The 7,760-nt window shown below is 28.6% G+C and carries 6 protein-coding genes; 4 read left to right on the forward strand and 2 right to left on the reverse strand.

Annotation, left to right across the window (positions count from 1 at the left end; genetic code table 11):
- Window positions 1–145 precede the first annotated feature (145 nt).
- Complete coding sequence (locus tag IAA47_01460; GenBank protein MBU3841663.1) at window positions 146–697, forward strand: hypothetical protein; 552 nt, start codon at window positions 146–148, stop codon at window positions 695–697.
- 156 nt (window positions 698–853) lie between these two features.
- Here the strand turns inward: IAA47_01460 and IAA47_01465 are convergent, their stop codons facing one another.
- Entirely contained in the window at window positions 854–2,383 is a 1,530-nt protein-coding gene (locus IAA47_01465) for a DNA-binding protein (GenBank protein MBU3841664.1), read from the reverse strand.
- Between the two features lie 21 nt (window positions 2,384–2,404).
- Window positions 2,405–3,589: an amidohydrolase gene (locus IAA47_01470; GenBank protein ID MBU3841665.1), complete on the reverse strand. Its 1,185-nt coding sequence runs from the start codon at window positions 3,587–3,589 to the stop codon at window positions 2,405–2,407.
- A gap of 424 nt (window positions 3,590–4,013) precedes the next feature.
- Between IAA47_01470 and IAA47_01475 the strand changes: the two genes are divergently transcribed.
- The 3 genes from IAA47_01475 to IAA47_01485 form a co-directional block, all read left to right on the forward strand.
- Complete coding sequence (locus tag IAA47_01475; GenBank protein MBU3841666.1) at window positions 4,014–4,676, forward strand: hypothetical protein; 663 nt, start codon at window positions 4,014–4,016, stop codon at window positions 4,674–4,676.
- A 10-nt stretch (window positions 4,677–4,686) separates the two neighbouring features.
- Window positions 4,687–6,192 carry a cobyric acid synthase gene (locus IAA47_01480; protein MBU3841667.1) on the forward strand — a complete coding sequence of 502 codons (1,506 nt, stop codon included), beginning with the start codon at window positions 4,687–4,689 and terminating at the stop codon, window positions 6,190–6,192.
- Window positions 6,193–6,443: 251 nt separating this feature from the next.
- A partial coding sequence (locus IAA47_01485; protein MBU3841668.1) for an FAD-dependent oxidoreductase occupies window positions 6,444–7,760 on the forward strand: 1,317 nt, incomplete at its 3' end.

Below are 7,760 nucleotides of genomic sequence, written 5' to 3' on the forward strand. Positions count from 1 at the left end.
TCTCCTTTTTTAATTTTTAAATTAATTGACATGTTGTCTATAAATATATTATAATCTTAAATATAAAATTTCTACAATTACAATTATTAAAAAAATGTATTTTTATTTACATATTTTAAAATATGTAAATATTTTTGAGGTAAAAATGAAAAAAAGAAAAAATGATATAAGAGCTAAGTATACTTGTAGATTAATTAAAGATACGTTTTTAGAATTATTAGAAAATATATCTTATGAAAAATTGAATATTTCAATAATCTGTAAAAAAGCTAAAATAGCAAGAGCAACATTTTATTTACACTATAATAATCTTAATCAAGTTTTAATAGAAGTTTTAGATGACGCTTTAGAACTAACAGATAATATTAATAATAAAAATTTAAATGAATCGGACAAAGAACCACTATGTCAAAAATCAATAACTTCAAAATATCAAGTACTCTTTAATGATTTTTATCTATCTAATTATATTGCTAGTAGATTATATAACTATGCAAAAAAAGACAGTATAAAAAAATTTATGAAAAATTATAATTTAACAGAATATGAGGCTGAAAAGTTATTTCTTTTTATCTTTTATGGAAGTTTTTCAATTAACAAATCATTAAAATGGGAAAAAAACGAAGAATGGAATAAGGTTCAAAATTTAATATCTAAATTTGTAGAATATGGGTTAAAACACAGTTCAAATTCTTAGCTTTTATTCAATTAATTTGTTATAGATGTATTATATTGAAAATTTGAAAAAATTTTAAATACTTGATAGTTTTTATAAAAAAAGCTAAGGAGATAAAAAAGCTCCTTAGTCAATTTTAAAGTTTTAAATTATTTAAAGTTACAATAGTCTCTTTCATTATTTTTGATTGAAATCTAAATTTGTAAGATCAATGTCTCCATTTTTCTTAAATACAAGTCCAGTTAAATTTTTGTTTTTAGCTAAATTAATTTTTGGATAGGCTAATGGATAAATAGCTAAATCCTCTTGTAAAATTTGTTGAACTTCTTTATATAGAGTGGTTCTTTCTTCTGCGTTAACAGAAACTCTAGCTTTATCTAATAATTCATCTACTTTTTTATTAGAGTAAAAACTTCTATTTCCAGGAGCTCCATGTTGAGATGAATGAAATAGTGGATATAGGGCAACATCTCCATCACCAGATGAGTTCCAAGATAGGAAGTATAACTCTTTATTAGGAAGAGCAGTTTTAGAAACATAAGCACCAAATTCAAAAACTTTAATCTCTACATTGATACCAATCTTTTTTAATTGATCTTGAATGATTACACACATATCTACTCTAGGACCATCATCCATACACCATAATTCAATGTTTAATCCATTAGGATAACCAGCTTCAGTTAATAATTTTTTAGCTTTTTCTAAATTTTGGTTATATTTTTTTACACTTCCATCATAAGCAGGACTTGCTTTTGGAAGAGGAGAGTCTCCAGCTACTGCAGAACCTCTGAATACAACATCTACAAATGTTTGATTATCAATAGCATAAGCAATAGCTTCCCTTAATTTTTTATTTTGATAGATAGGATTAGTTTGGTCAAATCCTAGATAAAGTAAAGCAGGGGATTCAACTTCCACAAGTTCTAAATTATTATTTTTTTCAATAGTCTCTTTATCCATAATTCCAATATCAAAGGCTACATCAACTTCTCCAGTTTCAAGAGCAATCATTCTATTGCTAACTTCTGGAATAGTAAGATAACTTAACTCTTCAAATTTAGGAGCTCCTAAATAATAATCTTTAAAACCTTCAAAAACAATTTTATTTCCAGGTAACCACTCTTTAAACTTATATTGTCCAGTTCCAATAGGATGATTTACATAATCATCTCCATATTCTAGAACGGCTTTCTTAGAAACAATTCCCCCTTGAACGGCAGCAAGATTATTGAGTAATGCTCCAAAAGGCTTATCAGTACTAACTTTTACAGTATAATCATCAATAACTGTAACATTACTAATAGGTTTAAAAAGATAAAGAGTTTGAGGAGAAGAGGCAGCTCTTTCTAAAGTAAACTTCACATCCTCTGCTTTTAATTCCTCACCATTATGAAATTTAACACCTTTTCTTAGATGAAAAACCACATTACAATCATCTAATCTTTCCCAAGACTCAGCAAGTCCTGGTTTTAAATTTAAATTTTCATCTAAATCTACAAGTGTATCATATAACAATGTGATTGATTTGTTAGACATTGTATCTATACTTTTTTGAGGATCTAAGGTTTTTGGGTCAGCTTTCATGGCAATAGTAATCTTATTTTTCTTTAATTCTTGGGCTTTTATATCTTTAGAAGAAAATTTAAGATAACCAGCAACTACTAATACAATCATAAAAAATAATACAACTACTTTTTTATTCATAATCAATCACATCTCCTTTAATTAACACTCCGATGGAGTTTTATTTGTATTAAGATAATCTAAAGCATATTGAGAATAATATGCTACACCGTATATAAAGGCATCTTCATCAACTTCAAATTTTCCATGATGATGAGGATAACAAGCATCTTTTTCAGGATTTCCAGCTCCTAATTTTGTCATAACACCTGGAACAATTGAAGAAAACTCAGAAAAATCCTCTCCTCCAGTTTCAGGGCCAACAGTTACAACATTTTGAGCTCCTACTATTTTAGCTGCTGTTTCTTGAGCAAGCTTAGCACAACTTTCATCATTTATAGTAGGTTTTACAGCGTTTTCATATTCTACACTAGCTTCTGCTCTATAAGTTTCTGCTGTAAGTTTAGCTATTCTTTCAATAGCTTGAGATATAGTTTTAAAATATTCAGGTTCATAGTATCTAACAGTTCCTTCTAATACAGCTGTTGGAGCTATCACATTAAATCTAGTTCCAGAGTGGATAGAACCAACTGTAACAACTGCTGGTTTTAAAGGAGTAAGCTCTCTACTAACAATACTTTGTAAGTTCATAATAGTAGCAGCACCAACTACTACAGCATCTACACATTGATGAGGAGCAGAACCGTGTCCACCTTTTCCTGTTATAGTTATCTTAAACTTATCAGCAGCAGCCATTCTAGGACCTGGTTCAGCATTTATAGTTCCTACAGGTAACATTGAAGCTATATGTATTCCCATAATTGAATCAACACCTTCAAGAGCCCCTTCTTCCACCATTTTTCTTGCTCCCTTTCCAACTTCTTCCCCAGGTTGAAAGAAAAATTTAACAGTACCATGAATCTCATCTTGCATCTCTTTTAAAACTTTAACAGCTCCTAAAAGCATTGAAGCATGAGTATCGTGCCCACATGCATGCATAAGACCATGATTTTTAGAAGCATATTCTTTTTTATTTTCTTCGACAACTGCTAGAGCATCAATATCACCTCTTAAAGCTATGCATTTTCCAGGAAATTTTCCTTTTAAAGTAGCTACAACCCCAGTTCCAGCAATACTTCTATATTCTACTCCCATTTTTTCTAACTCCTCTTTAATTCTTTTAGAAGTATTATACTCTTCCATACTTGCTTCTGGATTTTGGTGAAATTCCCTTCTCATAGATACAACATAGTTGTGATATTTTTTAGCTAGTTCCATTGTTTTCATAATTATTTTCCTCCTAGATGTAAAAAAGTATAAAAAAAACAGCCAAGTTAGGCTGTTCAAGTTCAAAAATGGATAATCTTATAAAACTAAATAAAGTATAGATTATACAATATTTTTTGACATTTCAAATTTTGATTTGAAGAATGCTTTAAACAAATTCCTAACATAATTTTTGTATATAAAATTTGATCCATAATAAGTATTATGAATAGTATTATACATATGACAAAAATTATTATGTTAAGTGTCATCATCATTCTTCAAACCTCCCCAAATGTTTTATATCTTGTAGAGAAGTATAATACTAAATTAAAAAAAAAGCAAGCATTTTTTTAAAAAAAATTTTTAAAATTAGAAAAAACTAGAAAAATTAAGGAGTTTATAGTAAGATAATTTAAGAGAACTTATCTTAGGAGGGATTTATTTGAAAAAAGAGAGTATTAGATTTTTAAAATTGTTTATTGGGTTATTTATCTGTTCATTGGGATGTGTTACTATTCTGAAAGCAAACTTGGGGTTGGCACCATGGGATGTATTACATCAAGGAGTATCAAAAGTTACTGGAATAACAATAGGACAGGCAAGTATCAGTCTAGGAGTAATAATAGTTTTGATGGACATATTTTTAGGACAACCAATAGGGATAGGAACAGTTTTAAATTTTATATTTATTGGGCTTTTTATGGACTTGATAATAGTTTTAGATTTCATACCTATATTTGAAAATTTATTTTTTAGAATATTGGAGTTACTAGTGGGTATATTTTTCTATAGTTATGGAACATATTTATATATGACACAGGGAATGGGGTGTGGTCCTAGAGATGGATTTATGCAGATATTAACAAAAAAATTTAATAAGCCAGTAAGTGTTATAAAAAATGGAATAGAGATAATAGCCTTCGTAGTTGGGTGGTTATTAGGAGGAAAATTAGGATTAGGAACAATTGCTACAGCTCTTATTATGGGAGTATGGTTACAGTGGATGTTTAAGATAGGTGGAATAGATATAAGAAAATTACATCATAGAAATATAAAAGAGGAGATTTTACATCTAAATAAAGTGATAAGAGGATTTAATGATTAACGGAGGTTATATGCATAAGAAAATTATGATACAAGGCACTGGTTCATCTGTTGGAAAATCTATAATAACAGCAGGTTTATGTAGAATATTTGTTCAAGATGGCTATAGAGTTTCACCTTTTAAGTCACAGAATATGGCTCTAAATTCTTACGTAGATATAGAGGGATTAGAGATGGGAAGAGCCCAAGTAGTACAAGCTGAAGCAGCAAAAGAGAGAGCAAGGGCTTTTATGAATCCAATATTGTTAAAACCAAATTCAGATAATAACTCACAGATTATAATTGAAGGAAAACCAATTCAAAATAGTGAAGCAAAGGAGTATTTTTCAAATTCAAAATATTGGAAAGAGGTTGCATTAAGAAATTATAAAAAGATTGAGAAAGAATTTGATATAGGGGTATTAGAAGGTGGAGGAAGTCCAGCTGAGATAAATTTGAGAGAATATGATTGTGTTAATATGGGGATGGCAGAATTAGTTGATGCACCAGTAATTTTAGTAGGAAATATAGAGATAGGTGGAGTTTTTGCTTCTTTATATGGAACAATAGCCTTACTAGAAGAGAGAGATAGAAAAAGAATAAAAGGGATTATTATTAATAAGTTTAGAGGGGACTTAGAACTTTTAAAGCCAGGAATAGATATGTTAATGGACAGATTAAAGAGAGAGAGGATAGATATAAAATTTTTAGGAGTAGTTCCTCATATGGAGATAGAGATTGAGGAAGAGGATACTCTAGCAAAAAAAATAAATAAATTTAATTCAAATAAAGGGGAGATTAAAATTAGTGTAATTAGAACAGATAAAATGTCTAATTATACTGACTTTGATGTCTTAAGTCACTATTCAGATGTTGCATTAAATTATATTTTTTCAAAAGATGAGCTGGGAGAAGAGGATATTATAATTTTACCGGGAAGTAAAAATACAATATCTGATTTAGAAAAATTAAAGGATAATGGAATTTATGATAAAATAAAAGAACTATATAACAAGGGAACATGCATAGTAGGGATATGTGGTGGTTTTCAGATGTTAGGAAGGGAGATTAGAGATCCTTTTAACATAGAAGGAGATAAAATTTCAACAAAAGGATTTGAGATTTTAGATATGATAACCACTATGGAAAAAATGAAATGCACTCAACAGAGTGAAAATAGAATAGTAGGTGATCTAAATGGGACAATATTAGCTGGTTGTGAAAATATTGTAGTTAAAGGTTATGAAATTCATCAAGGGGTTACAAATGGTAATGAAAAAAATCTTATTGAAAGTGAAAATTTATTATTTGTAGCTAAAGAGAATCTTTTTGCAACATATATACATGGTATTTTTGATAATGATAAATTTACTAGAACTTTTTTAAATAATATAAGAGAGAGAAAAGGATTAAAACTGTTAGAGGAAAAATTCTCTTTTTATGAATTTAAAGAGGGAGAGTATGATAAATTAGCGACCACTTTAAGAGAAAATTTAAATATAGAAGAGATATATAAAATTATGAGGGTAGAAAAATAAAAAATTACTCTAATATTAAAATAACTTAAGAAAATATCAAGGATTGAAAATTTTGTTAACTAATTCTGATTCTTTTTAAAATAAAAAATAAGTAAGTTATTGAAAACAAAGTTGATTAAAATGGGCAATTTTTTTACTGTTTTTACTCAAAAAATGAAATTAAATTTATTTGAAAAAAGTAGATGTAAATAGTACACTATTTAAAAATAGAAAAAGTTTAAATTTCAGGTATAGAATTATGGAGGATATATATGAGTAAAATAGTAGTAGTAGGAGCAAACCATGCAGGAACAGCTGCAATAAATACAATTTTAAATAATTATCCAGAGCAAGAGGTAGTTGTATTTGATAGAAACTCAAATATAAGTTTTTTAGGTTGTGGAATGGCACTATGGATAGGAAAACAAATTTCAGGTCCAGAAGGATTATTTTATGCAACAAAAGAGGGATTAGAAGCCAAGGGAGCTAAAATCCATATGGAAACAGAGGTAGAAAAAATAGATTTTGAAAATAAAAAAGTTTATGCTACAGGTAAAAATGGAGAGAAGTATGAGGAGTCTTATGATAAATTAATACTTTCAACAGGATCTTTACCAATAGATTTAAATATTCCTGGAAAAGATCTAGAGAATGTACAATTTGTAAAGCTTTACCAAAATGCAGAGGAAGTAATAAAAAAATTAGAAAATAAGGATATAAAGGATATCGTGGTAGTAGGAGCTGGATATATTGGAGTAGAACTAGCAGAAGCTTTTCAAAGAATAGGAAAGAATGTTGAATTAATAGATTTAGCTGATAGTTGTTTATCAGGATATTATGATAAAGAATTTAGAGATTTAATGAATAAGAATTTAGCAGATAATGGTATCAATCTAAATTATGGTGAGAAAGTACTTGAGATAAAAGGAAATGGAAAAGTAGAAGAGGTAGTTACAGATAAAAAATCATATAAAGCAGATATGGTAATTTTAGCTGTAGGATTTGTACCAAATACAAAATCAGGAAAAGAAAATTTAGAGTTATTTAAAAATGCTTATAGAGTAGATTTAACTCAAAAAACAAGTATGGAAGATGTGTATGCAATAGGAGACTGTGCAACTGTATATGACAACTCTATAAAGGATACTAACTATATAGCATTAGCAACAAATGCTGTACGTTCTGGAGTAGTAGCAGCTCACAATGTATGTGGAACAAAATTAGAGAGTGTTGGAGTTCAAGGATCAAATGGAATATCTATCTATGGATTAAACATGGTTTCAACAGGACTGACTTTAGAAAAAGCTAAAAGATTAGGATATAATGCAGTGGCAACTTCATATGAGGATTTACAAAAGCCAGGATTTATTGAACATAATAATGATAAAGTATTAATTAGTATAGTTTATGACATGGATACAAGAAGAATTTTAGGAGCTCAAATAGCATCAAAACAAGATATCTCAATGGGAATCCATATGTTCTCATTAGCTATTCAAGAGGGAGTAACTATAGATAAGTTAAAATTATTAGATATTTTCTTCTTACCACACTTTAACCAACCATATAACTATATAACAATGGCAGCT

This window comes from Candidatus Fusobacterium pullicola (genome assembly GCA_018883725.1).
GTDB classification, from domain to species: domain Bacteria; phylum Fusobacteriota; class Fusobacteriia; order Fusobacteriales; family Fusobacteriaceae; genus Fusobacterium_A; species Fusobacterium_A pullicola.

Excerpts from the sequence above, each read along its gene's own strand:
- IAA47_01460 (MBU3841663.1), top strand. The coding sequence starts at position 146 with ATGAAAAAAAGAAAAAATGATATAAGAGCTAAGTATACTTGTAGATTA.
- IAA47_01465 (MBU3841664.1), bottom strand. The coding sequence starts at position 2,383 with ATGAATAAAAAAGTAGTTGTATTATTTTTTATGATTGTATTAGTAGTT.
- IAA47_01470 (MBU3841665.1), bottom strand. The coding sequence starts at position 3,589 with ATGAAAACAATGGAACTAGCTAAAAAATATCACAACTATGTTGTATCT.
- IAA47_01480 (MBU3841667.1), top strand. The coding sequence starts at position 4,687 with ATGCATAAGAAAATTATGATACAAGGCACTGGTTCATCTGTTGGAAAA.